At 74.0% G+C, this 23,776-nt stretch carries 16 protein-coding genes; 2 read left to right on the top strand and 14 right to left on the bottom strand.

Translation table 11 applies throughout. The features are described 5' to 3' along the window. Positions 1-17: 17 nt before the first annotated feature. The 11 genes from ACFYNO_RS16160 to ACFYNO_RS16110 form a co-directional block, all read right to left on the bottom strand. The gene (locus tag ACFYNO_RS16160) at positions 18-1,613 is read right to left on the bottom strand and encodes an Ig-like domain repeat protein (protein ID WP_388011648.1); all 1,596 of its coding nucleotides are present in this window, start codon (positions 1,611-1,613) and stop codon (positions 18-20) included. A 65-nt stretch (positions 1,614-1,678) separates the two neighbouring features. Continuing rightward, a complete protein-coding gene (locus tag ACFYNO_RS16155; RefSeq protein WP_388011646.1) occupies positions 1,679-2,683 on the bottom strand; it encodes a hypothetical protein in 1,005 nt (334 codons plus the stop codon). A 100-nt stretch (positions 2,684-2,783) separates the two neighbouring features. Then, a complete protein-coding gene (locus tag ACFYNO_RS16150) occupies positions 2,784-5,438 on the bottom strand; it encodes a hypothetical protein (RefSeq protein ID WP_388011644.1) in 2,655 nt (884 codons plus the stop codon). Further along, a complete protein-coding gene (pstA, locus tag ACFYNO_RS16145; RefSeq protein WP_388011642.1) occupies positions 5,435-8,575 on the bottom strand; it encodes a phosphate ABC transporter permease PstA in 3,141 nt (1,046 codons plus the stop codon). Before pstA ends, ACFYNO_RS16150 begins: the two co-directional genes overlap by 4 nt. Next, positions 8,572-9,636 (bottom strand): phosphate ABC transporter permease subunit PstC, encoded by a 1,065-nt coding sequence (gene pstC, locus ACFYNO_RS16140; RefSeq protein ID WP_388011640.1) that lies wholly within the window; start codon positions 9,634-9,636, stop codon positions 8,572-8,574. Before pstC ends, pstA begins: the two co-directional genes overlap by 4 nt. Continuing rightward, positions 9,633-10,046 (bottom strand): hypothetical protein, encoded by a 414-nt coding sequence (locus ACFYNO_RS16135; RefSeq protein ID WP_388011638.1) that lies wholly within the window; start codon positions 10,044-10,046, stop codon positions 9,633-9,635. The genes pstC and ACFYNO_RS16135 overlap by 4 nt, the downstream gene beginning before the upstream one ends. 339 nt (positions 10,047-10,385) lie before the next feature. Continuing rightward, entirely contained in the window at positions 10,386-11,774 is a 1,389-nt protein-coding gene (locus ACFYNO_RS16130; protein ID WP_388011636.1) for an MFS transporter, read from the bottom strand. A 54-nt stretch (positions 11,775-11,828) separates the two neighbouring features. Then, positions 11,829-12,263: a MarR family winged helix-turn-helix transcriptional regulator gene (locus ACFYNO_RS16125; protein WP_388011634.1), complete on the bottom strand. Its 435-nt coding sequence runs from the start codon at positions 12,261-12,263 to the stop codon at positions 11,829-11,831. Between the two features lie 114 nt (positions 12,264-12,377). Then, positions 12,378-13,289 (bottom strand): DUF4231 domain-containing protein, encoded by a 912-nt coding sequence (locus ACFYNO_RS16120; protein WP_388011632.1) that lies wholly within the window; start codon positions 13,287-13,289, stop codon positions 12,378-12,380. Positions 13,290-13,377: 88 nt separating this feature from the next. After that, positions 13,378-13,608, bottom strand: coding sequence for a hypothetical protein (locus ACFYNO_RS16115; protein ID WP_388011630.1), 231 nt, complete (start codon positions 13,606-13,608; stop codon positions 13,378-13,380). Between the two features lie 166 nt (positions 13,609-13,774). Continuing rightward, entirely contained in the window at positions 13,775-15,235 is a 1,461-nt protein-coding gene (locus ACFYNO_RS16110) for an NCS2 family permease (protein WP_388011628.1), read from the bottom strand. A 118-nt stretch (positions 15,236-15,353) separates the two neighbouring features. Between ACFYNO_RS16110 and ACFYNO_RS16105 the strand changes: the two genes are divergently transcribed. Further along, on the top strand, positions 15,354-15,611 hold the full coding sequence (locus ACFYNO_RS16105) for a DUF2530 domain-containing protein (RefSeq protein WP_388011626.1): 258 nt from the start codon (positions 15,354-15,356) through the stop codon (positions 15,609-15,611). Between the two features lie 122 nt (positions 15,612-15,733). Beyond that, positions 15,734-18,184 carry an HAD-IC family P-type ATPase gene (locus tag ACFYNO_RS16100; protein ID WP_388011624.1) on the top strand — a complete coding sequence of 817 codons (2,451 nt, stop codon included), beginning with the start codon at positions 15,734-15,736 and terminating at the stop codon, positions 18,182-18,184. Here ACFYNO_RS16100 and ACFYNO_RS16095 read toward each other — a convergent pair. From ACFYNO_RS16095 to ACFYNO_RS16085, 3 genes are all read right to left on the bottom strand, one after another. Beyond that, the gene (locus ACFYNO_RS16095) at positions 18,181-18,741 is read right to left on the bottom strand and encodes an NAD(P)H-dependent oxidoreductase (protein ID WP_388011622.1); all 561 of its coding nucleotides are present in this window, start codon (positions 18,739-18,741) and stop codon (positions 18,181-18,183) included. The two genes, ACFYNO_RS16100 and ACFYNO_RS16095, sit on opposite strands and share 4 nt — an antisense overlap. A 74-nt stretch (positions 18,742-18,815) precedes the next feature. Continuing rightward, on the bottom strand, positions 18,816-22,124 hold the full coding sequence (locus ACFYNO_RS16090) for a sacsin N-terminal ATP-binding-like domain-containing protein (protein ID WP_388011620.1): 3,309 nt from the start codon (positions 22,122-22,124) through the stop codon (positions 18,816-18,818). Between the two features lie 166 nt (positions 22,125-22,290). Next, the gene (locus tag ACFYNO_RS16085; RefSeq protein ID WP_388011618.1) at positions 22,291-23,169 is read right to left on the bottom strand and encodes a DUF3027 domain-containing protein; all 879 of its coding nucleotides are present in this window, start codon (positions 23,167-23,169) and stop codon (positions 22,291-22,293) included. Between the last annotated feature and the right edge of the window lie 607 nt (positions 23,170-23,776).

Here is a 23,776-nt window from a genome sequence, read left to right as displayed (position 1 = left end):
GTCGGGCCGGTGGGGCATCAGATCGCGGTCAGCGTCAGCACGCCCTGGTAGGTCCCGGCCAGCGTGGAGGTCGGGGCCAGCAGGGTGAGGTCGGCGCCGAGCTGCGCGGTGCCCAGGCCGGTCGCGGTGGCCAGGGTGCGCGAGGACTTCAGGCCCAGCGCGCCCGGGTCACCGGCGGCGACGGCGTTGGCCGGGGCGATCCGGCCACCGACGTTGACGGTCATGCCGTCGCCCTTGGAGACCAGGTTCGGGGCCCAGCCCAGGTTCTCGGCGTTGATCGCGTTGCCGTTGGAGGTGAACTGCGCGACCTGGCCGCTGCACGACCAGCCCGGCGCACCGGCGCGGGTGTCGGTGACGGTCACGGTCTGCAGCGCACCGGCGGTGGCGTAGTAGGTGCTCTTGCTGTTCAGGGTCAGCGGCGGCAGCGTCACGTTGCCGTCGGCGACGCTGATCACCAGGGCGCCGGGGGCGACGGTGGTGATCAGGTTCTCGCCCACCGGCGCCGGCGGGGTGGGCTGGCCCGGGTCCGGGGGGAGCACCACGGGGGTGATCGCCAGCGGCACCGTGGCGGAGACCGAGGCGGCGAAGGCGGTCGCGTCGGCCGGGGTGAAGGCGGCGGACAGCGAGTGGTCGCCCTCGGCCAGCGAGGTGGCGGAGTACAGCGCGGTACCGCCCGACACGGTGACCGGGGAGCCGAGCGCGGTGGTGCCGTCCATGAACTGCACGGTGCCCGCGGCGGCCGGGGAGACGGTCGCGGTCAGCTGGATGGCGGTGCCCTTGCTGGCCGAGCCCGACGGGGTGACGCCGAGCGCGGTGGTGGTCGGGGCGGCCGCCTTCGGGCTGACCGTGTAGGCGGAGGCCGCCGAGGTCGAGCCGAGGAAGTGGCTGTCCGTGGAGGTGAAGACGGCGGACAGGCTGTGCGCACCGAGCGCCAGCGCGGTGGTGCTCAGCGAGGCGGTGCCGCCCGCGACGGTCACCGGGGTGCCGAGCGCGGTGGTGCCGTCCATGAACTGCACGCTGCCCGCGGCCGCCGGGGTGACGGTGGCGGTCAGCGTGACGCTGCCGCCGACGGTGGCCGAGCCGCTCGGGGTGACGGCCAGCGCGGTGGCGGTCTGGCCCGGCGCCGGCGGGGTCACGGTGGTGGACACGTAGGCGGTGGGGCTGGTGAAGGTGATGCTGCCGACGAAGTCACCGTAGTAGGTGGCGCCGATCTTGGCCTGGCAGCGCAGGTGGAAGTCGTACTGGCCGCTCAGGGTGGTGAAGCCGTTCTTCTGCGCGAAGCTGGCCATGGTGTCGCTCAGCGGCACGTCGTAGCCACCGTTGGCGGTGGTCGTGATGCTCGACTGCGGGGTGTTCGGAGTGGCGCCGTAGCCGGCGGCCGGGAAACCCTGCCCGAAGACCAGCACCTGCAGGTTGGTGCCACCGGGGCAGGCCGCCGAGGAGACGACGTCGATCGCGGTGGTGTCCGCGCCGGAGGCCGGGTTGACGGTCAGGGTGCCGATGGTGGAGGTGTCGGCCTGCGCGGTGACCGCGGAGAGCAGGGTGACGCTGCCGGCCGCCAGCATGGTCGCCGCGCCGAGCGCGACGGTCCGCGAGATGCGGTTGAACTTCACGAGGGAGCTCGCCTTCGGGAGGTGGTTGGACTCAGCGAGGGAGGAGGGAGCGGTCCGGCGGGTCATCAGCCGGTGGTCTTCGAGGTGTCACCGCAGCTGGTGTGCACGCCGAAGCCGTACTGCTTGATGATCGCGGACTGCTGGCAGACCAGGGAGTTCGGGCCGACGAAGACGTCGCTCCACGGGCTGGTGGCGACCTTGGCGGTCGGGATCACGTTGTAGACGTCGCGGGTCGCGGCGGCACCGGGGTTCAGCAGCAGCGAGGGGACGCCGTTGATGTTGCCGAGCTGCGCGGTGCCGCGGATGTCGGCGAGCACGGTGGACTCCTGCGCGATGTACTGCGCGATGGAGAACGGCACCAGCGAGTTGGTGTCGAGGACGCGGCCGTCGTGCTCCTCGATCGGCTTGCCGCCCTTGGTGTCGCTGATGCAGGGGTAGTGGCCGGCCGCCACGTCGGCCTCGGTGATGCCGACCACGGACTCCCAGAACTTCCGGGTGCCGGAGCCGGCCTGCGGCAGCAGCGGGTGGTAGGTGTAGTTCGGGCCGGCGCCCATCAGGCCCGGGTCACAGGTGTAGATCAGGTGCAGGTCGGAGACCGCGAGGTCCATCGGCAGCGTGCTGCCGGCGGAGACCGCGTAGGTGACGCCGTCCACGGCGAACGGCACGTAGGTCAGGCTGGTCGACGCGGCGGACAGGTCCAGGCTGGAGGAGCGGGAGAAGTCCACGCAGTTGTAGGGCAGGCCCTGCTGGGCGAGCAGGGTGGTGCGGCCGGCGCCGGAGCCGTTCGGCCGGTTCAGGCCCTGGCAGTGGGTGTCGGCCTTGGTGTTGATGGTGGCCGAGCCGGTGGCGTCGTAGGAGCCGATCGCCTTCTGGCCGTTCAGCATGACCGCGTTGGAGATCGCGTTCATGACGCCCTGGGTGGTGTCCGAGCCGACACCGGCGAGCGCGCGGTAGGTCGGCTGGCCGGTCGGGTCGGCCTGGGCGGTGCCGCCACCGGCGGCGAGCAGGCCGAGGCCGGCGGCGACGGCGAGGCCCTTGGCGACGGAGTTCTTGGTCCGGTTCTTCTGCACGGGTTCTTCCTTCGAGCTGGGTCGAGGTGGTGCTGGATGAGCGGAGGGACGGGACGAACCGTGGTGCCGGCCGGGCCGCGGACCGGCTCCTGACTGGCCGTCAGGAGCGCCTGCCGCGGCTCAGCCGCGGGATCGCGAACCCCCCGGCCGCCGCGAACAGCCCGGCGACCAAGGCGCCGAGCAGGACGTAGCGGAGGCCGCCGACCGGGGTTCGCGCGGTACGGGCGGTCGACTGGGCCCGCACGATCGGGGAGAGGGTGACCACCGAATGGCTCGGGGTCGGGGAGGGGCCGGCCGGCGAGTCCGCCGCGCCGGCCGCGGGCGGGGTCGCACGGACCACCGGGGCCGCCCCCGCCGCCGGTGCGGCGGACGGCGCCGTCGCGCCGGCGGCGGTGCCGGCCAGGAAGGGCTGCGGCGGGGAGCCGCCGTCCGACGGCGCGGCACCGGCCCCGCCGGTCGCGGGCGGCGGTGGCGGCGAGCCGGATGCCGCCGGGGTGGGCGAGGCCGTGGCCGGTGCGGTGGCACCCGGGTCGGGCTTGCCCGCACCGTCCTGCACCGCCTGCGCCGCGCCGAGCAGGTGGTCGCGCATCACCTGCGGCAACGGCACGTAGCCAAAGGGCAGTTGACCGGCCGCCACACCCGGCTGCTGCCCGGCGCCGGCTGCGTAGCGCAGCAGGTCGGCGTAGGCGGCGCCGTCCTCCTGGGTGAGCGCCGAGGGCACGGTCGCGGCGTAGGTGATGAAGGTCAGCGGGTAGCCGCCGGGCACCTCGACCGCCGGGTCGATGGCCGGGCCCTGGGAGGCGGAGGCCTCGGTGAGCAGCGTCTGGTCGGTCGGCGCCTGGAACTCGCCGGCCGGGTTCTGCAGTCTGGCGGTGGTCAGCCCGAACCGGTCGGCCAGCGAGGTGGTGGTCAGGGCGATCACCCCGCGCAGGCCCTGGGCCTGCGGCGGCCCCTTCTTCAGCTGGCCGGGGATGGTGGTGGCGTCCCAGATGTTCTTGGACAGCGTGTCGCCGCGCGCGCAGGCCCGGGCGCCGTCCAGCATCGAGGCCGAGAACGGGTGCGAGTCGAAGGTGCACCACGGCGGCCGGTTGTTCGGGTCGTTCGGGAAGGCCTGGCAGTAGCCGTCCGCCTTCGGGTAGCTGTCCCGGTTGAAGTCGACCTTTCCGCCCGCGTAGTCGGGGTTGATGCTGTCGCCGTTGGGGGTCGGCGTGCCGTTCAGGTAGGCCCGCGCGTCCGGGTCGGCCAGCAGCCAGGCCCAGACCGCGGCCGTGGTGTCGGAGTCGGTCTGCGGCAGCAGCATGTCGGGGATCCCGGACGGGAAGTAGAGGCCCTGGAACTTCGGGTTGATCGCCAGGAACTCCGGGTCGGTGGTGAGGTCCCGCGGGTTCTTCGCCGGGATGCCGGGATCGCCGGGGCTGACCGCGTACTGGTAGCTCTGGGTGATCAGCTTGGCGACCAGTCGGGGCGTCAGGTTCATCTCCGGCATCCGCTGCCCGTCCAGGGCGCGCTTGTCGGCCGGGGTGAGCGAGGAGGACTGGCTCTCGACGTCGAAGGCGATGGTCAGGCCGGAGAGCGCCACCGGCGCGTAGACGGGCGTCCGTCCCGGGGTCTGCTCCGGCTGGGGCAGCGGGTAGGTCAGGTAGACCAGGCCCGGCGAGCCCGGGTCGGTCAGCTTCCGCCGGGCCTGCGTGTCGGAGAGCATCAGGTAGCTGAAGAGCTCGTTGGACTGCTGGCAGACCAGCGGCTGCCAGCGCACCATCGCCTCCGAGGCCAGCTCGGTGCCCAGGGTGGGCCGCTCCGAGCTGCCGAGCGGGCAGGAGCTGCCGACCGGTTCGAAGTGCAGCGGCACCACCAGGCGGTTCTTCCAGTTGCCGGTGGAGAGCGGCGAGGACTGCAGCATGCCGGAGTTGCCCACCGGCGGCTTGCCGTCCACCTCCAGCTCGCCGCGCGGCACGATCACCAGCCAGCACTTGCGGCCCTCGGTGAACGGTCCGGGCTGACCCGCCGGCGTCTGGCCGCAGCCCAGGCCGGGGGCCTCCTGGCCGGTCTGCATCTCGAAGAAGAGCTGGCCGGAGCCGTCGGCGTGGGTCGGCGCGTAGGGCACCTCGTTGGTGGCCTCGGCGTCGAAGTAGGAGCTGGCCGCGCCGGTCTCGGGCGGTGCGCCGCTGACCGGCGCGAACGGCACGTAGACGTTCTGGTTAGGGCTGGTCTGCTTCAGCGGCTCGGCCGGATCGACCAGTGTGCTGCCGTAGTTGAGCTGGCGGCTGGGCACGTAGCCGCCGCCCCGGGAGTCGCCCCGCAGGCCGCCGTACTGGCACTGGGTCCGGTCCGGTCCCGACGGGTCGTCACCCCAGCACTGCATGACCTCCAGGTAGTCCGTGCCGAAGGACATCGGGCTCGGCCTGGTCTGCTTGCCGCCCGTCCAGGAGACGCTGACCACCTGGTCCACCAGGTGGGTGGTCTGGGCGACCGTCACCGACAGGCCGGCGAAGTCGCCGGTGCCCTGGACGGTGACCGGCACCGGAGCGCTGCTGTCCGCCGGGGCGCTGCCGCCGATCGGCTGCGGACTGCTGGTGACGGGGTCCACCGGGATCGACGGCGAGGCCGAGTCGGTGGCCGCCACCTGCTGCGGCGGGCCGTCCGGCGCCGTGGAGAGCATCAGGCCGGCCAGCACCGCCAGCAGCGCGCCGAGCAGCGCGACGGTGCGCAGCGCCCGCCGGACGGGCGCGGCCGGGGCGGTGGCGCGCCGGGTCACCGCCGGTCCCCCCGTCCGGAGAACTTCCGGCCGAGCAGCGGCGGCAGCACGATCACCAGGCCCAGCAGCAGGGCCGAGACCGCCATCAGCGCGTGCTGGAGGCCGCTGCCGGAGGCGACGCCGATCGCCACCGGGTCGCCGGCCAGCTGGCTCTGGCCGCCGCCCGAGGAGCCGCCGCTGCCGCCGGAGCCGCCCGAGCCGCCCGAGCCGTCGCCGCCGGACCCGCCAGCCGCGGGGTCGGCCGGGTCGCCGCCCGCGCTGCCGCCGCCGGCGGCCGGGCCGCCGGCCGTACTACCGGTGCCGCCGGTGCCGCCTGACGTGCCGCCACCGGTACCGCCGGAACCGCCCGCGCCGCCCGCGCCGCCCGCGCCGCTGCCGGTCGAGCCGCCGGTACCGCCCGTGCCGCCGCTGGTACCACCGGTGCCACCGGTACCGCCCGCGCTGCCGTTCGCCTTCGTCCCGGTGCCGCCGGAGCCGGCGCCGGTGCCGCTGCCGCTGCCGCTGCCGCCGGCCGTTCCGCCTCCGCCGCCCGCCGTACCGCCCGTGCCACCGGTGCCGCCCGTCCCGCCGGTACCGCCGGTCGAGCCGCCGGTGCCCCCGCCGGGGACGGCCGCCACCGCCGTGTCGAACCGCGCCCCGCCGGTGCCGCCGGGGCACTGGCTCTGGCTGCCCTGCTTGTCGCAGGCCGGCGGCGGCGCGGCGCTGTCGGCGAACGGGTTGCTGCCGTTCGGGCCGAAGGTCGGGTTGCTGCACTGGCCCGGGTCGAACTGCCGGGCCTCGCTGCCGGGGATCTTGGCGAGCTGCTGGAACCCGGCCTGCACCAGGTTGGCGGTGAGCGGCGAGTAGCCCAGGCTGTCCGCCTGCTTCTGCCCCTCGCAGAGGAAGTAGTAGCCGAAGGCGGCCAGCGTGTGGCCCTTGTCCGCGGTGAAGGTGGTGCCGTCCGTGGAGGTGTGCACGAACATGTAGCTGTAGCTGGAGAGCGGGTAGGAGCGCGGGTCGGTGTTGTGGTAGACGCCGTCGAGCTTCTCGGTCAGGTCCGCCGCGATCTGCACCTTCTGCAGCGCCACCGAGACGCTGGGACCGGTCGGCTCCACGTAGTAGCCCGCGTCGTTGAGCACCTTGACCACCGGGAAGTTGTTGCCCCGGGCGTAGGAGTACTCGACGTAGGTGATGGTGCCGACGTTGGCGTCCTCCGCCACCGTCTTGGCCACCGCGATCGAGGTGCCGAGCGCGGGCCAGTTGCTGTCCGGCAGCAGCGGGTAGAAGGAGGTGAAGCCGCAGGGCGCGGCCCGGCCGGACCGCTTGCAGTAGTCGTTCCACAGGTCCGGCTGGGTGTTCGCCAGCCAGGCGGTGAACTGGGCCGTGGTACCGGAGCCGTCCGAACGGACCACCGGCCGCACCGGGATGGCGGGCAGCTTCAGGCCCGGGTTGTCGGCGGCCACCGCGGGGTCGTTCCAGGTGGTGACCTTGCCGGTGAAGATCTTGGCCAGGGTCGCGCTGGACAGCCGCAGGTTGGTGACCTGCTTGCCGCTGATCTTCAGGTTGTACATGAACGAGGTGCCGCCCGCGACGATCGGCAGGTAGGCCATCGGCCAGCTCGGCGCCGGGTCCACCTGGCCCTGGTCGGTCAGGCCGTAGGGGATCTCCGAGACGCCGAAGTCCACCGCGCCGGCCTTGAACTGGGCCCGGCCGTAGGAGGATCCCTGCTCGTCGTAGTAGACCGTCATGCCGTACTGCTTGACGTTGCTGGTCCAGGCGTCCAGCGCGTTGCCGCTCCAGGTGGAGCCGGCGCCGGTGATCCGGAAGTAGTTGTCGGCCATGGCCCGCGGGGTGCCGCCGAGCAGCAGGGTGGCGGCCAGGATGCCGAGGACGGTGAAGAACGCCAGGAGGCGGCGGCTGGACACCGGGGATTCCTTCCGTGCGGTTGCGGTCGGCGGCGCCACCGGGTCGGCGACCGGGTGGGCGGGGGCGGACTGGATGCGCGCCAGATCGGCGGCGGACTGCCTTGCCCGACGCGCGAGTTGACGGCCACTCAGATTCCCGGCGCCGCGTCCGCCGAGGGTCCGGGCGACCGCGAAGAGCAGCAGCACCAGGCCCAGCAGCAGTGCGGCCGCGCCGAACCCGCGGGCCACCTGGGCCGGTTCGGGGGACTTGACCAGGGTGAAGGCCATCAGCGGCAGCGAAGCCTGCGGGTCGTGGAACAGGTCGGAGTTGAGGCCCTTGTTGTAGCCGGAGCAGAGCAGCACCGGCGAGGTCTCCCCGATCCCGCGCGCCGCGGCGAGGATGATCGCGGTGGCCAGGCCGGAGCGGGAGCTGGGCAGGGTGACCGTCCAGACCGTGCGCCAGCGGCCCGCGCCCAGCGCGTAGGAGGCCTCCTTCAGCGAGGCCGGCACCAGGCGCAGCACCACGTCGGCGGCCCGGATCAGGATCGGCAGCATCATCACCGAGAGCGCGACGCCCGCCACGAAGCCGGAGCGCGGCTCCTTCAGCCCCAGCACCAGCACCGCGAAGACGAAGAGTCCGGCGAGCACCGAGGGCAGCGCCGTCATCGCCTCCACGACGGTGCGCACCAAGGCGGCGAACCGGCCCGGCACCTCGCTCAGGAAGATCGCGCAGAGCAGTCCGAGCGGGATGGTGATGGCCAGCGCCACGGTGATCTGGCTCAGCGTGCCGACCATCGCGTGCAGCGCGCCGCCCTTGGTCAGCGGGTCCAGCGGGCTGGTGACGGCCAGGTCCTGGCTGTAGAAGTTCAGGTTCCGCAGCGCCTTGAAACCCTGCGTGAAGATGTAGCCGACCATCCAGGCCAGCACCCCGAGCAGCAGTACCGCGATGGAGTGCACCACGGCGGCGGCCAGCCGGTCGCGCACCGCCGGGCCGCGCTCCTCCCGGGAGATCACCAGCGCGTACAGCGCCATGAAGGTGAGCCAGGCGCAGACCGCGAAGCCGATCGGTCCGTCGAACGGCGCGAAGCGCTGGAAGAGCAGGGCGGTGGCGGCCAGGGCGGCGGCCATCGAGCCCCAGAGCGCGTAACGGTCGCCGGGGCGCTGCCCGCCGGTGCGGCGGCGCGGCACGGCGTCGCCGCTGCCCGGCGCGGGGCGCGGCACCACGGTGGTCCGCGGCGGCTGGCTGGTGGTCACGAGGCGGCTCCGGAACGGCTGCGGGCGACCACCGCGGCGGCGGCGAAGTTCACCACGAGGGTCAGCAGGAAGAGGGCGAGCCCGGCCGCCATCAGGGCCGAGATCGCGAAGGGCGAGGAGTCCCCGTAGCGCAGCGCGATCAGCGGGGCGACCGCGCTGCCGCCGGTCTGCAGCACGTGCCAGCGGATCTCGAAGTGCATGGAGAGGATCAGGTAGACCGAGATGGTCTCGCCGAGCGCCCGGCCCAGGCCGAGCATGGTGCCGCCGATCACGCCGCCGCGGCCGAACGGCAGCACGACGGAGCGGATCATGCCCCAGCGGGTGGAGCCCAGCGCGTAGGCGCCCTCCCGCTCGCCGGCCGGGGCCTGGTCGAAGACCTCCCGCATGATCGAGCACATGATCGGCGTGATCATGAAGGCGACCACGGTGCCGGCCATCGCGCTGGAGGCCACGTAGACGGTGGGCGGGCTGAGCGGGTCGTCCGGGTCGGTGCCGGTCACCTTCAGCAGCGGGATCCAGCCGAGGTAGGTGGAGATCCACCGTGCCGTGCCGGCCAGTTGGTACTGCAGCAGGACGAAGCCCCACAGGCCGTAGACCACGCTGGGCACCGCGGCCATCAGGTCGACCAGGCCGATCAGGGTGCGCTTGAGCCGGCGCGGCGCGTACTCGCTGATGTAGAGCGCGCAGCCGAGCGCCAGCGGCAGGGCCAGCGAGACGGCGATCGCGCCGATCAGCACGGTGCCGGTCAGCACGGCGGCGATGCCGAAGTGGCCCCGGCCGGCATCCGGGTTCCACTCCTGGGTGGTGAGGAAGGAGAGGCCCGCGGTGCGCAGCGCGCCGCTCGCCCGCAGCGCCAGGTAGCCGCCGAGCGAGACCATCACGGCCAGCACCAGGGTGCCGCCGGCGCGGGCGACCAGCAGGAAGAGGCGGTCCACCAGGCTGCTCCGGGCCACCAGCGGGCGCGGGCGCTCGGCGGCCGCGGCGGCCGGGTCGCGCTGCGGGAGAGTGGTGGGGTGCGTGGTCGGGTGCGCGGTCGGGCCGGCGGTCGGATGCGTCGTCACAGGGAGCCCCGCCAGGGCCGGGGCTGCGGGCTGCCGGAGCGCTCACGGGCCGGCTCGCCGGTGTGCGCCGCGTTGAGGAAGCCCTCCAGGTTGTACTGGCACTCGCGCTGGCGGCGGTAGGAGCGGGCGGAGACGGCCAGCACCTGGTCGTCGAGTTCCAGCCGCCAGGTCCAGAGCCGGCCGTGCTCCACCAGTTGCAGCGAGGGCCGGCACTGCGGGAGCCCGCTCACCATCCGCCGGATCGCCGCCTGGCAGGACGGGACGTCGCCGAAGGATCCGTGGCTGCGGCCCAGGCTGCGGTTGTTGGCGCCGACCAGCTGCCAGACCGTCTCACTGCGGCGGATGTCGCCGAGCGCGGAGACGCTGCGGACCGCCGGTCTGCTGACGATCAGAAATCTCGGTTGCCCCATGTCGCAGTCCCGCCTCCCACGCCTGGAAAACGCCGCGCCGAGCGCATCGCGGCTGGTCGCGAGGGCGCTCGGCGATGCCGGAGCGGTGCGCTCCGTGGCCGAGAATGAACGGTCCTGGGCACGGGCGGATTCTCACACTCCGTTAAGCGAAGGCCGGACACCGTGACGATGAACGAATGGTGTCCCAGGTGGGCACGAGATGTGCACGAGGCGAAACCTTCTGACGACACGTCAGCTCCAGCAGGCGGCGGACCGGCCGCAACTGTCCAGCTGGGTACGGACGAAGGTCCGGGCACTTGGTGCCCGGACCTTCGTCACACTCTCTTGACCTTGCAACCGTCAGCAGGCGGTGGCCAGTTCCCGCTCGACACCCGTGGCGCGCGGCACGAAGGCCACCACCCGGCCGCCGTTGCCGCGGTGCAGGTCGACCTGCAGCCGCAGGTCGGCGCAGCGGGCCAGCACCAGGCCGACCGCCGCCGCGGCCAGCGCGGCGACCGCGCCGCAGGCCAGCAGGCCGATCCGCGGCCCGTAGGCGTCGGTCACCCAGCCCACCAGCGGCGCGCCGACCGGGGTGCCGCCGGTGAAGACCAGTACCAGCAGGCCCATCACCCGCCCGCGCATCTCCGGGTCGGTGGCCAGCTGCACGTAGGAGTTGACGGCGGTGTTGAAGGTCAGGCCGAAGATCCCGACCAGGGTCAGCAGCAGGGCGAAGCTCCAGTAGCCGGGTGCCACCGCCGCGACCACCTCCAGCAGGCCGAAGCCCAGCGCCGCACCGGTCAGCCAGCGCAGCCGCGGGGTGCCGCGGCGGGCCGCGAACAGCGCGCCGGCCAGCGAGCCCAACGCCATCGCGGTGTTCAGCAGGCCGTAGAGGCCGGGGCCGACGTGGAAGGTCCGGTAGGCGAAACCGGAGAGCAGGGTCGGGAAGTTGAAGCCGAAGGTCCCGATGAACCCGGCCAGCACCAGCGGCCACATCAGGTCCGGACGCTCCCTCACATACCGCAGTCCCTCGCGCAGTTGGCCCCGCTCGCGCGGAATCCGGTCCACCGGGCGCAGTTCGCCCGGCCGCATCGCCAGCAGGCCGCCGATCACGGCGGCGAAGGAGAGCGCGTTCAGCGCGAACGCCCAACCGCTGCCCACGGCGGCGATCAGCAGACCGGCCACCGCCGGGCCGACCAGCCGCGCGGTCTGGAAGTTGGCGGCGTTCAGGCTCACCGCGTTCGCCAGGTCCCGGGGACCGACCATCTCGGAGACGAAGGCCTGCCGGGTGGGCGTGTCCACCACGGTGACCAGGCCGAGCAGCAGCGCGAACAGGTAGACGTAGTACTCGGTCACCGTGCCGGTGACGGTGAGCACGGCCAGCGCGGCGGCCAGCAGGCCCATCGCGCCCTGGGTGGCGATCAGCAGGCGCCGCTTGGGCATCCGGTCGGCCAGCACCCCGCCGAAGAGGCCGAGGACGAGGGTGGGAAGGAACTGCATGGCGGTGGTGACGCCCACCGCGAACGGGCTGCCGGTCAGGCTCAGGACCAGCCAGTCCTGGGCGATCCGCTGCATCCAGCTGCCGGTGTTGCTGACGATCTGTCCGGCGAAGAAGTACCGGTAGTTGCGCACCCGCAGTGAGGAGAACATCCCTCCCGGGCGGGTGAAGCGTGCCCCTGTGGGGCCTGGCGCGGCGGTCTCGGCCGCCGCGGTGCGTTCGTCGGGGTCGCTGGTATGGCTTCCCTTGCTCATCTGGTGGGTCCTCTCGTTCGCGTCGCTCCGTGCCGATGTCCGAGCAGGGGGCCGCTAGAGGTGGGCGAGCTTGTACAGCGCGGGAGCCGCCTCCCGCACCGCCGCCCACTCCTCCTCGGTCAGCTGGGAGGCGAGCTCGGCCAGCCACGCGTTGCGCCGGCGCCGGCTCTCGTCCAGGATCTCGGCGGCCTGGTCGGTCATGCTGACCACCACCTGCCGCCGGTCCTGCGGGTGCGACTCTCGCCGCACCAGCCCCTTCTCCTCCAGCATCGCGATGATCCTGGTCATCGACGGCGGCTGCACGTGCTCCCGCCGCGCCAACTCCCCGGGAGTGGCACTCCCGCACCTGGCCAACGTGCCCAGCACCCCCATCTCGGTGGGGCTGAGCGAGTGCTCGACGTGCTGGTGGCGCAGCCGCCGGGCCAGGCGCATCACGGAGGACCGGAGCTGGCTCACGGCCGCCAGGTCCCCCTCGGACATCTCGGACATGATCCTTAGCCTACGTCATTACCCTCGCTAATTAAAAATCGTTTCACCCATGCGCCGGAGGCGCGGCCCGCAGGGGCCGCGCCTCTCCTCCTCCCGCCTCTCCCTCTCCTCCGCTCAGCGGGGGAAGGCCCGCCTGGACCGCCAGCTGGTGTGCTCCCGCGCCACCGCGTCCTCCACGTCGCCGGCCAGCTTGGTCCAGGCGGCCTCGGCGTCCGGGTCGGCCAGGTCCAGGGTGGTGATCTTCGCCCAGACCGCGTCCAGCTCCTTGGCGGCCAGCCGGTAGGCGGAGACCAGCGGGCGCAGCTGCTTCAGCTGGGTCCAGGCGATGATCGCGGCGGCGGCCGCCGCGAAGGCGCCGAACAGGCTGGTGTGGATCGCCCCGGCGGCCTGGGCCAGCGCCGCCGCCCCGCCGAGGATGATCAGCGCGGCGGTGCCCAGGTTCCAGCTGGCCGCCTGCGACTCGGCGGCGTTGGCCTTCGCCAGGTACCAGGTGCGCTGGCCCTCCACCCGCAGCCGCAGGTACATCATCCGGCGGGCCGTCAGATCAGCCGCCCGCAGCTCCCGCATCCCTTCGGTGATCTCCGGCGCGGAGCCGTCCGGCAGCACCCCGGACTCCTCGAAGGTGCGCAGCACCTCGGCCACCTGCTCGCGGTACTCCTCGTCCAGCTCGGCGGAGTCGGCCGGACCGCCGAACGGGCGGGCCCGCACGGTGTACTTCCAGGCCAGGGTCTTCAACGACTCGGCCGCCGCCCGCGCCTCGAACCAGCGGGCCTGCGGATTGGCGGCGCGCAGCCGGAACCAGAAGAAGCCGCCCAGCAGGAAGGCGGCCACCGAGACCAGCGGGGCGACCGTGGAGCGCCAGCCGGTGACGGCACCCACCGCGGCGGCGAAGACCAGCATCACGATCATGCCCCGGTACCACAGCAGGGTCTGCCGCTGCCCGTCCACCGAGATCCGGTCCGCCGTCTGGTACGGCTCGGGCAGGAAGTCCGCCTCATCGATCGCGGCCGGATCCCATCGCACCATCAGGCAGTGCCCCCTCACTCCGTCAGGGGGCAGTATGCCCATAGCCAACTGGGCTACACAGCGCGCTTTCCGGCCGTCCGACGCCCGGTCACCTGCGCCGTGCGGGCACCACCGCGGCCACCAGCGCCATCACCGCACCGAGCACCCCCAGCTCGGCCAGCAGCAACCAGCGCACCGGCACCACCGCGGCCACCCCGACCGGCGCGGCCGCCATGGCCAGCAGCCCGCTCAGCACGGCCAGCACCACTCCGACGGCCAGCACGGTCACCCCGCGCAGCCGCAGCACCCTCGCCCTGGTTCCCCGCAGCACGCTCAGCATGCTCCCAGGCTCCCAATCCCCCCGCCCCGCCGGTATCGGGGAGCGACCCCGAAATGCCCCTGAATCCCGCCTACCCCCCACGGACGACCCGCCCCCGCCGCCAGGAGGATGGCAGAACGGCCGCCCGGGAGGCCTGGTGCCTCCCGGACGGCCGCTCCCGCGGGTGCTACTGCCCGATCCCCAGCGCGGGCATCATGTAGTAGAAGGCGAACACCGCCGCCACCGCGTACAGCGCCACCGGCACGCTCTTCCACCGCCCCGTGGCGATCCGCAGGACGCAGAAGCTGATGAAGCCCATGCCGATGCCGTTGGTGATCGAGTACGTGAACGGCATCAGCACCATCGTCAGGAACGCCGGCACCGCGATCGTGTAGTCGGACCAGTCGATCTCGCGGATCGAGTTGGCCAGGATCAGGAAGCCGACCGTGACCAGGGCCGGGGTGGCCGCCTGCGCGGGCACCATGGTGGCCAGCGGGGTCAGGAACAGCGCGAGCAGGAAGAGCGCGCCGGTGACCAGGCTGGCGAAGCCGGTGCGGGCGCCCTCGCCGACGCCGGCGGTGGATTCGACGAAGCAGGTGTTGGCCGAGGCGGAGGTGGCGCCGCCGGCCGCGGTGGCGATGCCGTCGACCATCAGGACCCGGTTGATGCCGGGGAGGTCGCCGTTCCTGTCGAGCAGGTGGGCCTCGTCGGCGACGCCGAGGATGGTGCCCATCGCGTCGAAGAAGCAGCTCATCAGCACGGTGAAGACGAAGAGGATGCCGGTGAGCAGGCCGACGTGGTGGAAGCCGCCGAACAGGCTGGCCTTGCCGACCAGGCCGAAGTCGGGGGTGGCCACCGGGTTGCCGGGCCACTTGGGGACGGTCAGGCCCCAGGCGCCGGTGGGCAGGCCCGCCAGCTGCTGGATCACCAGGGCGGCGCCGGTCATCACGGCGATGGAGATCAGGATCGCGCCGGGGACCTTGCGGACCACCAGGGTCAGGGTGAGCAGCAGGCCGACCACGAAGACCAGCACCGGCCAGCCGTGCAGGTGGCCGCCGCTGCCCAGCTCCAGCGGGACGGTGGTGTGGGCGGCGTCCGGGATGCGGCTGACGAAGCCCGAGTCGACCAGGCCCACCAGGGTGATGAAGAGGCCGATGCCGATGGCGATCGCCTTGCGCAGCCCGAGCGGCACGGCGTTCATCACCCGCTCGCGCAGCCCGGTGGCGACCAGCAGCATGATGCAGAAGCCGGCCAGCACCACCATGCCCATGGCGTCCGGCCAGGTCATCTTGGGGGCCAGCTGGAGCGCCACGATGGTGTTGACGCCCAGGCCCGCCGCCAGGCCGATCGGCACGTTGCCGATCACGCCCATCAGCAGCGTGGTCAGACCGGCGGTCAGCGCGGTGGCGGTGACCAGCTGCGGGAAGCTCAGTGTGTGGTGGTTCACGTCCACCGCGTTGGACAGGATGATCGGGTTCAGCACCAGGATGTAGGCCATGGTGAAGAAGGTCGCGACGCCGCCTCGGACCTCGCGGGCCAGGCTGGAGCCGCGCGCGGAGATCTTGAAGTAGCGGTCGAGGGCGCCGGTGGGGGGAGTGGGCGCCTGGGGCTCGGGCGACTCCACGGTCGGCTGGGCCACGGAAGGCATGGAACATCCTCAGATGGGGGTGGAGGAACCCTCAGTATGTGTCGTTCCGTCGTGCACGCGCCATCTTCGCGCGTAGACCAACGCCATCCGGGTGGGCCGACCCCGTACGCTACGTGCCATGCCCAAGAGTCCGCTGCACCCCGCTCCGCCCCCGCTCGAGGCCGACGACGTGAAGATCGTCGGCGGCGGCACGGTGCTCTGGTTCCTCGGCTTCCTGGTGCTGCTGCCGTTCCACTCCGCGCTGAGCCGGCACGGGCACGGCAACTGGCCGTGGATCTGCCTGGCCGGCGGGCTGCTCGGGCTGATCGGGCTCTGGTACTGCCGGGCCCGGCGGGCCGCGATCCAGCGCGGCCGGCAGGCCGCCGAGCAGGCCTGACGGGCCGTCGGCGGCGCGCCGCACCCCCGCCGACCAGCTGACCCGGCATCAACCCAGCGGCCGACCCGCCTTCGGCTCAAAGGAGGACGCACCGGACATTTGCCGCCCGTAGAGTCGTTGCCATGACGCTCCCCTCGGACGGCACCGCGCCCGGTGCCCGCGCCCTCGGCCTGGCCCCCGCCCGCCCCGGCGGGCTGACCGGTGCCGAGGTCGCCGAGCGCGTGGCCCGCGGCCAGGTGAACGACGTGCCGGTGCGGTCCAGCCGCTCCGTGCGCGAGATCGTCCGGGCCAACGTCCTCACCCGGTTCAACGCGATCATCGGCACGCTCTTCGCCGTGATCCTGGTGGTCGGCCCGATCCAGGACGGGCTGTTCGGCCTGGTCATCGTCGCCAACACGGCGATCGGCATCATCCAGGAGGTCCGCGCCAAGCGCACCCTGGACAGCCTGGCGCTGATCGGCGAGGCCCGCCCCTCGGTCCGCCGGGACGGCCAGGCCACCCAGGTCGCCACCGCCGGGATCGTGCTCGGCGACACCGTGCTGCTCGGCATCGGCGACAAGGTGATCGTCGACGGCGAGGTCACCGAGGCCGAGGGCCTGGAGATCGACGAGTCGCTGCTCACCGGCGAGCCCGACCCGGTGCACAAGCACCCGGGCGACGAGGTGATGTCCGGCAGCTTCGTGGTCGCCGGCGCCGGCGCCTTCACCGCCACCAAGGTCGGCCGGGAGGCCTACGCGGCCCGGCTCGCCGAGGAGGCCAGCCGGTTCACCCTGGTCAAGTCCGAGCTGCGCACCGGCATCGACACCATCCTGCGGTACATCACCTACCTGCTGATCCCGACCGCGATCGGCCTGATCATCAGCCAGTGGACGGTGGAGCACAACGACTGGAGGGAGGCCGTGCGCCGCACCGTCGCCGGCATCGTGCCGATGGTGCCCGAGGGCCTGGTGCTGCTCACCTCGGTGGCCTTCGCGATCGGCGTGGTCCGGCTCGGCCGCAAGCAGTGCCTGGTCCAGGAGCTGCCCGCGATCGAGGGCCTGGCCCGGGTGGACACGGTCTGCCTGGACAAGACCGGCACCCTCACCGAGGGCGGGATGGACGTGCAGGAGCTGCGCCCGCTCGACCCCGACCGGGTCGGCCCCGAGGTGCTGGGCCAGGTGCTCGGCGTGCTCGCCTCGGCCGACGCCCGGCCCAACCCCAGCATGCGCGCGGTGATCGAGGCCTTCGGCGAGGGCGGGCCCGAGCGGGAGCAGTGGCGGGTGCTGGAGGCGGTGCCGTTCTCCTCCGCCCGCAAGTGGAGCGGCGGGCAGCTGCGGGAGCCGGGCGGCGGGGAGGCGAGCTGGCTGCTCGGCGCGCCCGACGTGCTGCTGCCCGCCGGCCACCCGGCGCTGGAGGCCGCCGACGAGTTGGGCTCCCAGGGCCTGCGGGTGCTGCTGCTCGGCCGCACCACGCTTCCGCTGGACGGGCCCGATCCGGCGAAGGAGCTGACCCCGCTCGGCCTGGTGGTGCTGCGCCAGCGCCTGCGGGCGGACGCGGCCGACACCCTGCGCTACTTCGAGGAGCAGCGGGTGCAGGCCAAGGTGATCTCCGGCGACAGCGCCGTCTCGGTCGGCGCGGTGGCGGCGAGCCTGGCGCTGCCCGGCGCCGAGCACCCGGTGGACGCCCGCACCCTGCCGGTCGGCGATCCGGCCGCGCTCGCCGACACCGCCGAGCGCGCCACGGTCTTCGGCCGGGTCACCCCGCAACAGAAGCGCGAGCTGGTCGGCGCCCTGCAGTCCCGCGGCCACACCGTGGCGATGACGGGCGACGGGGTCAATGACGTGCTGGCCCTCAAGGACGCCGACATCGGCGTGGCGATGGGCTCCGGCAGCGACGCCACCCGGGCCGTCGCGCAGATCGTGCTGCTGAACGACAGCTTCGCCACCCTGCCCTCGGTGGTCGCCGAGGGCCGCCGGGTGATCGGCAACATCGAGCGGGTCGCCAGCCTCTTCCTGGTGAAGACCGTCTACTCGGTCCTGCTGGCCCTGCTGGTGGTCTTCACCCAGGTGCCGTACCCGTTCCTGCCCCGGCACTCCACCGTGCTCAGCTCGCTGACCATCGGCATCCCGGCCTTCTTCCTCGCCCTGGCGCCGAACAGCGAGCGGGCCCGCACCGGCTTCGTCCAGCGGGTGCTGCGGCTGGCCGTGCCCGGCGGCCTGATCTGCGGGACGGCCACCTTCGTCTCCTACACCCTGGCCCGGGCCGACCACGCCACCGACTCCAAGGCCGACACCAGCGTCGCCACCCTGACGCTCTTCCTGGTGGCGATCTGGGTGCTGGCCATCATCGCCCGGCCCTACACCTGGTGGCGGCTGCTGCTGATCGGGGCGATGGGCGGGGCGTTCGCGGTGATCCTGCTGGTCCCCTGGCTCTCCGACTTCTTCCAGCTCAAGCTGGTCGGCTTCCGCGACCCCTGGACGGGGGTGCTCATCGCCGTGGCCGCCGGCCTGGTGCTGGAGGTGGTCTGGCACTTCGTCAGACGCAGCCTGGACCAGCAGGCCCGGCCGCCCCGGCCCGCCCGTCCCAGGGGCTAGCCGAAGAAGCGGTCGGCGGCCGCCAGCGCCCGCTCGTCCCCGGCCACCTGGCCCGGGCGGTTGGCCAGCCCGAGCAGGGCGCCGCCCCAGCGCATCCCCAGGTACTCGCCGCTCAGCCGGAGGGTGCCGACCAGCGGGTCGGCGACCTCGAACTCCTCGGTGGAGAGCGCGGTCACGCCCCAGAGCGTCTTGCCGGCCATCCGGGCCCGGAAGTCGTAGCCGGGCACCCGCATCCAGCCGGCCCAGTGGTCCAGGTAGGGCTTGGCGTCGGCGGAGACGCTGTACCAGTAGAGCGGGGAGGCGATCACCACGTCGGTGGCGGCCAGGGTGGCCTCCAGCAGCACCCGCTCGGCGCCCTCCGGCCGCGGGTACCCGCCGTCGCCCTCGTGCCGGCGGTCGGGGAACGGGGAGAGCCGGTGCTCGCTCAGCCGCAGCCAGCGCTGCCCGGTCCCGGCGGGCAGCGCGGCGGCGGCCCGACGGGCGAGCAGTTCGGTGTTGCCGTCGAGCCGGGCGCTCGCCAGCAGGAAGAGGAAGCTGCGCTCTGCTGTGTCGATCATGATCGCCACCCTAGACCGGTCCCCCGCGGTCCCGGCCGGGCGGGCCGTTCGCGCCCGCCCGGGCGAGCCCGTGCTCAGCCCTCGAAGTCCCGTGCCGCCGACAGCTCGTAGGCCCGGTCCGGCTCGGTGAGCGCGGCCAGCACCTCGAACCGGCGGTGCCACTGGCCCACCGACCAGGCCAGGCCCGCCGCCAGCCCCTCCGGGGTGGCCGCGTGCAGCAGCCCGCGGACCGGCTCCACCTCGAACTCGCCGTCCTCCGCGTCCTCCTCCGGGTCCTCCGGGTCGTAGGGCAGCTCGGGGCTCGGCGCCGCCGCGTCCCAGCGCCAGCCGACCGCCGCCTCCTCCCCGTCCGGGCCGACCACCAGCAGCTCCTCGTGCTCCTCGTAGGCCGCCGGGCAGCCGGGCAGCAGCTCCCGGACGAACGGCGAGACCCGGTGCAGGGTGCCCTCGGAGAGCACCCGCCCGCCGGCGATCTCACTGGCCAGCGAGACGTGCAGCCGCTCGGCCAGCGCCGCGGCCCGGCCCGGCGCCACCGGCACCAGCGGGTACGGGTGCAGCAGCTCCACCAGGTCGGGCGCGTCGGCCACCACCGCCTCGGTGGCGTCCACCACCACGGTGTGCGCGGGGCGCCGGCCGGTCTCCGGGTCCAGCGGCGGCAGCGCCCGGACCACGTCCAGGGGCTCCGCCTCGACGCCCGCCAGAGCGGTGTAGATGCCGTGCAGCTGGCGGTGCGTCACCTCGCTGTCCGGGTCGGTCAGCCGGTCCAGCAGCTCCTCCGAGCCGTGCGGCTCGGCCAGCAGCGCGGCCAGCGTGGTGCGCACCCCGAGGGCGTGCAGGAACTCCGGGTCCAGCGTGGTGCGGGCCTCGTCGTAGAGCCCGCGCAGCAGCCAGTCGGCGCCCGCCGCCCGCAGCCCGGCCGGCTCCCGCCCGTCCAGCACCGGGTGGTCGCGCAGCCACCAGGCGGTGTACGGCGGCAGGTCGGCGTACCGCCCGTCCGGCAGCAGCGCCCGCACCGGCGCCACCACCGCGTCCCGGTACGGCGGCCGGGCCAGCAGCGCCAGCGCCTCCGGCCAGGCCTGGTCGTCCACCAGGTCCAGGTCGCGCACCGCCAGCAGCTCCGCCGCCACCGGCGGCACGCCCAGCTCGGCCTGGTCGGCGTCCAGCGCCTCCAGCACCTCCTCGCACCAGTCGGCGAGCCCGTCCGGCGCCTCGTCCAGCAGCCCGGTCGGGGTGCCGCCGACCGCCCGGTCGGCGGGCGCGGTCGGGTCGAGTCGCTCCAGGTCGTCCGGATCCAGCACCGCGTCCTCGGCCCGGACCAGCACGAAGTCGCCCAGCACGCCGACCGCCGCCAGCGCCTCGCTCCCCCAGCGGTCCAGCAGCTCGTCATCCACGAACGGCGCGTCGTCCGGGCGCACCAGGTGGCCGAACGCACTGTCGGGCAGCACCAGTTCACCGGCCCGGGCGAGGTCGCCGCGATCGTCCGGGAGCGCCAGCCGGGCCAGCCACGGGTGGTCGCCCGGCTTCGCCTCGGCCGCCTTCACCAGGCCGAGCACCGCCTCCGCCAGGTCCACCGCGGCGTCGAAGTCCTCCTCGCCGAGGTCCAGCGAGCGGGCCACCGCGGCCCGCACCTCGGGCGTGCCCAGCACGCCCGCCGGGGTCGCCTGGGCGGCGCCCAGCTTGGCCAGCAGCGGGTGTGCGGCATCGGGGTGGGCCAGCCGCAGGTCGAGCAGGTCCAGCGCCTCGGCCAGCGCCTCCGGGTAGCCGGGGAAACCCGCCCAGTCCGCGTCCTCCGAGGGCAGCAGCACCCGGCGCGGCCCGGTCAGCATCCGGCCGGTGGCCAGCGGCACCGGCAGCGCGCCCAGCGCCTCCGGGTCCGCGGCGGCCAGCGCCCCGTAGAGGCTGCGCCACCAGGCCGGCTCCCGCTCCAGGCCGCCGAGCTGGTCCACCACCTCGGCCAGCGGCACCCGGCGCACCTGCAGCGCCCGCAGTTCGGCCCGCCGCTCCAGCCCGGCCGGCAGCAGCCCGGGGAAGATCGGCGCCAGCGCCTCGACCACCGAGGAGTCGGCCCCCTCCAGCAGCGTGGCGTCCTTGGGCCGGAGCGCCGGGGTGCCCTCCTCGACGGCGACCGGGTGCGGCAGGAACGGCGTCTCCGGCAGCCGGGCCAGGATGCCCGCCCGCAGCGCGTTGTCCAGCGCGCCCCGGCCCAGCGGGGCCGGCACCAGCGAGAGCGAGCCCAGGTCGGCGCCGCGGGACCGGAGCAGCGCGGCGTAGGCGTCGGCGGCCCGCTCGGTCAGGAAGTCGCTGAGCGGGCCGGGGGCGGTGTGCCGGCGGGTGGAGTCCAGCGGGTAGGAGGCGATCAGCAGCGCGGGCACGCCCAGCGGCTCCTCGCTCGGCGTCGGCGCGTGCAGCACCGGGGTGACCGGCACCGGCTCGGGGGTGCCGGCGGCCGAGACCGGCACGGCCCAGGTGATGGTCCAGAACGGGCGGGCCCGCTCCTCCACCGGACGGTCCGTGAGCAGCGCCGGGTCCAGCGCGCCGGTGGCGGTGACGGTCTGCCAGCGGGACTGCTCGGACCGGTCGCCCGACTGATCGGTGATCAGCACCTCGGCCAGGCCGTCGGGGTCGTACTCGGCGGCGGCCCGGGTCAGCGTGCGCACGGCACCGTCGGGGGTCTCCACCACCACCTCGCCCAGGCCGGGCAGGGTGAGCAGCAGGGCGTCGTCGATGCCGTCCAGCAGGGTGCGGGCCAGGTCCTCGGCGGCGCCGTCGCGCAGCGGCAGCAGCACCACGGTGTCATAGCCCTGCGGCGGCTCGCCGGCCGCCGGGAAGGGCAGCCGGAGCAGCGGCAGGTGGCCGTCGCGGCGGCGCAACTCCTCTTCCAGCTCCGGTCGTTCGGCCGCCTGGCGGGTGATCAGGTCACGCGCCTCGGCGAGCGACCAGCGGGCGCCGCCGGCCTGCCCGACGATGGCCGGCTCGTCGCTGACGGCGAGCACGGCGGCGAACCCGACGCCGAACCGGCCCACGGTCGGCGCGGCGTCGGCCCGCTTGGAGGAGGCCCGCAGGGTGGCCAGCGACTCCACGGCGGCCGCGTCCAGCGCCGCGCCGGTGTTGGCGGCGGCCAGCACGCCGTCCCGCAGGGTCAGCCGCAGCCGCCCGGGCCCGCGCCCCGCCCGCGCGGCGGCATCGGCGGCGTTCTGCGCCAGCTCGATGACCAGGCGGTCCCGGTAGCCGCCGAGCGCCAGCTCCTCCTCGGCGTTGGCGTCCTCCCGGAATCTGGCCGGGGAGGCCGTCCAGGCATCCAGCACCCGCCGCCGCAGCTCGGCCGTCCCGAACGGGTCCCCGATCTGCTCGTCACTGCTGGCACCGATGATGCGAGGCTCCACTGGACCGCCGCCTTCCCCGTCTGTCCCCGGACACTCCTACCGCTGGGCATTCTCTCGCGTTTCACCGACACCCTCCCCCGGGGCCCACGGGGCGGGCGGGCCGGGAGGGAAACGACGGAGCCGCCGGCCATTCGGCCGACGGCTCTCCGCCAGGTGCGGGTGAGGCCTAGGAGTGCCCCAGCTCCTCCGCCGGCGCGTCCGGCTCCACCGAGCCGGCCGTGCGGTCGGGGTGCAGGTGCAGCGGCTCGACCACCGTCTCGTCGAGGATCAGCTCGGCCGGGACCGGCGGGGCCGGGAGGACGGCGGCCTCGGAGTGGCCGCCGCAGCCGTAGGCGAGCGAGACGATCTGGCCGTCGGCCGGGCCGAACTCGTTGCCGCAGACACCGAAGGCCTGGCCCAGCGAGCCGCCGATCGGGATCAGGAAGCCGCAGGAGGTGCAGCTGGCCGGGGCGGACTGGGCCATCGGGGTCTGCGGGCCGTGCGCCTTCTCCCAGCGGTCGGCCGCCAGGTGCAGGCCGAGCCGGGAGAGCACCCGGGCCCGGTTCATGCCCAGCTCGTCCGCGAGCGCGCCGATCTCCGCGCGGGCCGGCGCGGGCTGCACGTGCGGGTCGGAGACCACCAGGTCCTCCTCGCCGTCGAAGACCGCCGAGTTGGGCGCGGGCTCGTCGTCGCCGGTCCAGCCCGGCTCGAGCCGCAGGTCGTCGGCGTCGGTCGGCAGCAGGTCGCCGGGGCCCAGGTCGCCCGGGCGCAGCCGCTCGCTCCACGGCACCCACTGCGGCGCCAGCACGGCGTCCGGGCCGGGCAGCAGCACCACCTCGTCCAGGGTGACCAGCTTGGCGCGCGGCGCTCTGGCCACGGTCACCGCCCAGCGCCAGCCGCGGTAGGCCGGGTCCAGGCACTCGAAGGTGTGGGTCACCACCCGCTCCGCCTCGGCCACGGCCGAGAGGTGCGCGCCGACCGACTCGGCGCCCACCGACTCCACTGCTGCCTGCCTGGCGATCTCGACGGCCTCGGCGCAGACCCGGTCGGGGATACGGCTTCGCATCGCAGCACTCACGGCGTCGGTTCTCTCCAGTCTTCTTGCCTGCAGCCTAGTCACCCGGTGGCTCGCCCGGGCCGTTCGGGACCTCCTGGCCGCCGGGGCGGCGCGGTGCGGGTCCTACCAGCTCAACGCCCCTATTCTGCGTGACCGGGCGTCCCGCGCGGACCGGCCGCGCCGCCGGTTGCGACGGCTGACCGCGGAGCCGCGCGTTCCGGCACAGCGGTACGCGGACAGCAGGCTACCCGTCGGGAAGGTCTCGGCGACAGCCCGGCGAGCTGGTATGGACAACCCCGGGGCCCGGTCAGCCGCGCCGAGTAGGTGCCAATCCCTCGTCCCCGCCCGGTTTGTCAGGCAGGATGGCCTGTGTGGCGGAAGAGAATCCGTCGCAGCGCGCCCTGCACTCCGCAGGCCCGGACGAGCCCGGTCCCGAGGGACCCCGTGCGGCCGAACCGGCGGCGTCGGAGGCGGGTGCCGTGCCGCGACAGCAGCTTCCGGTCCCCGCCGCGGAGGAGAACCCGCGGCCGGCGGACGGCACACCGCTGCCCGCGGACCTCACCGAGCCGGTGCCCGTGGATCTCACCGAGCCGGTGCCCGTGGACCTCGCCAAAAA

This window comes from Kitasatospora sp. NPDC006697, assembly GCF_042869935.1.
Lineage (GTDB): Bacteria > Actinomycetota > Actinomycetes > Streptomycetales > Streptomycetaceae > Kitasatospora.
Note: the sequence above shows the minus strand (reverse complement) of the source record. Positions and strands in the feature narration are given on the sequence as shown.